Below are 2094 nucleotides of genomic sequence, written 5' to 3' on the forward strand. Positions count from 1 at the left end.
CCAGCGACCCAGCGACCCAGCGACCCAGCGACCCAGCGACCCAGCGTCTGGATCCGCAACGGATCGCCTTCAGATGCTCCCCAACACTTCCCAGCGCTCCAGCGCCAGCATCAGTGCTTCTTCAATCTCCCCATCGCGCTGTTGCAAGGCAATGGCGCGTTCCAGATCGGATCCATACAGGGTGCCGCCCGCCAGCTCGGCGCGAATGCTTGCCTGTTCCGCCTCCAGAGCCTCGATCTGCCCGGGAAGCGCGTCCAGTTCCCTTTGTTCCTTGTAGCTCAGCTTGCGCTTGCCCGAACGCGGTGCCGGGGCGCCATCGCCGGCGGTGCCTGTACCAGACACACCCGCTGCAGACGTGCCCTGTTCAGCGCCAGACTTCTGACTGGGCGGAGTCCGGCTCGTTGCAGCCTTCTCCATCGCCGCCGCCCGCTGCGACTGCGTCAACCAGTCTTCCACGCTGCCCTCGTACTCGCGCCAGCGCCCATCCCCTTCGCTCACGATCGTGCTGGTCACCACATTGTCCAGAAACGCCCGGTCGTGGCTCACCAGAAACACGGTGCCTTCATAGGTCTGCAGCAACTCTTCCAGCAGTTCCAGCGTGTCGATATCCAGATCGTTGGTCGGCTCGTCCAGCACCAGCACATTGGCCGGCCGCGCAAACAAGCGTGCCAATAGCAGCCGGTTGCGCTCGCCGCCCGACAGACTGCGTACCGGCGAAGCCGCCCGCGCCGGGCTGAACAGAAAATCCCCCAGATAGCTCTTCACATGCTGTTTGCGACTGCCAATCTCGATCCACTCGCTCCCGGGGCTGATGAAATCCTCCAGCGTGGCATTCAGGTCCAGCGCCTCGCGCATCTGGTCAAAATACGCCACCTGCAGATTTGCCCCCTGCCGCACCGATCCGCTATCCGGCGCAATCTCCCCCAGGATCAGCTTCAGCAGCGTCGTCTTGCCAGCGCCGTTCGGCCCGATCAGCCCCACCTTGTCGCCGCGCAGAATCGTCGCACTGAAATCGCGCACAATCACCTTGTCGCCATAGCGCTTGCTGACTTCAGTGAGTTCCGCCACGATCTTGCCGCTCGGCACGCCACTGGCGATATCCATACGCACACTGCCCAGCGCCTCCCGACGCGCCGTCCGCTCAGCGCGCAGCTTGTGCAGACGCGCCACTCGGCTCTGGCTGCGCGTGCGCCGCGCCTCCACCCCCTTGCGGATCCACACCTCCTCCTGCGCCAGCAACTTGTCGGCACGGGCGCTGATCACCGCCTCCTGCGCCAGCTGCTCCTCCTTCTGCTGCTGGTACAGCGCAAAGTTGCCCGGATAGCTGCGCAGCAATCCCCGGTCCAGCTCCACGATGCGCGTACACACCGCATCCAGAAAGGCCCGGTCGTGGCTGATCGTCACCACGCTGCCCTTGAACCCGTTCAGCAGATCCTCCAGCCACAGAATCGAATCCATATCCAGATGGTTGGTCGGCTCGTCCAGCAACAACACATCCGGCCGCGCCACCAGCGCCTGTGCCAGCGCTACCCGCTTGCGCGTCCCGCCGGACAGCGTACCCACCTGCGCATCGCGTGGCAGATGCAGTCGCTGCAGCGTCTCTTCCACCCGTTGCTCCCAGGTCCACCCATCCAGGGCTTCGATGCGGCCCTGAAGCGCATCCAGGGTATGCGTGTCCGTGGTCTGCAGATACTGCTCGCGCAATGCGATCACTTCGGCCAGGCCCGCGCTCGCCGCTTCAAATACAGTATGCGAGGCGTCCAGCACCGGCTCCTGCGCTACATAAGTGACGCGAATGCCTTGCTGCACCTGCAGCTGGCCATCATCCGCATGCTCCAGTCCACCCAGAATGCGCAGCAGCGAAGACTTCCCGGCGCCATTGCGCCCAATCAGTCCCACCCGCTCGCAATCCTCCAGCGAAAACTCCGCGCCATCCAGCAGCGCCACATGGCCAAACGCCAAGTGTGCATTCAATAAGGTCATCAGTGCCATGCCGGCATTATCGGTGGAAGCACCAGCACCAGCACCAGCACCAGCACCAGCACCAGCACCAGCACCAGCACCAGCACCAGCACCAGCACCAGCACCAGCACC

1 protein-coding gene is annotated in these 2094 nt (G+C 64.0%); it reads right to left on the bottom strand.

The window, feature by feature from the left end; genetic code table 11:
* Nucleotides 1-69: 69 nt before the first annotated feature.
* A complete protein-coding gene (locus BMW28_RS12680; protein ID WP_091818477.1) occupies nucleotides 70-1992 on the bottom strand; it encodes an ATP-binding cassette domain-containing protein in 1923 nt (640 codons plus the stop codon).
* Nucleotides 1993-2094: the final 102 nt, after the last annotated feature.

Source organism: Allobrachymonas denitrificans DSM 15123 (genome assembly GCF_900110225.1).
In the GTDB taxonomy this organism is placed as follows: Bacteria; Pseudomonadota; Gammaproteobacteria; order Burkholderiales; family Burkholderiaceae_C; genus Brachymonas; species Brachymonas denitrificans.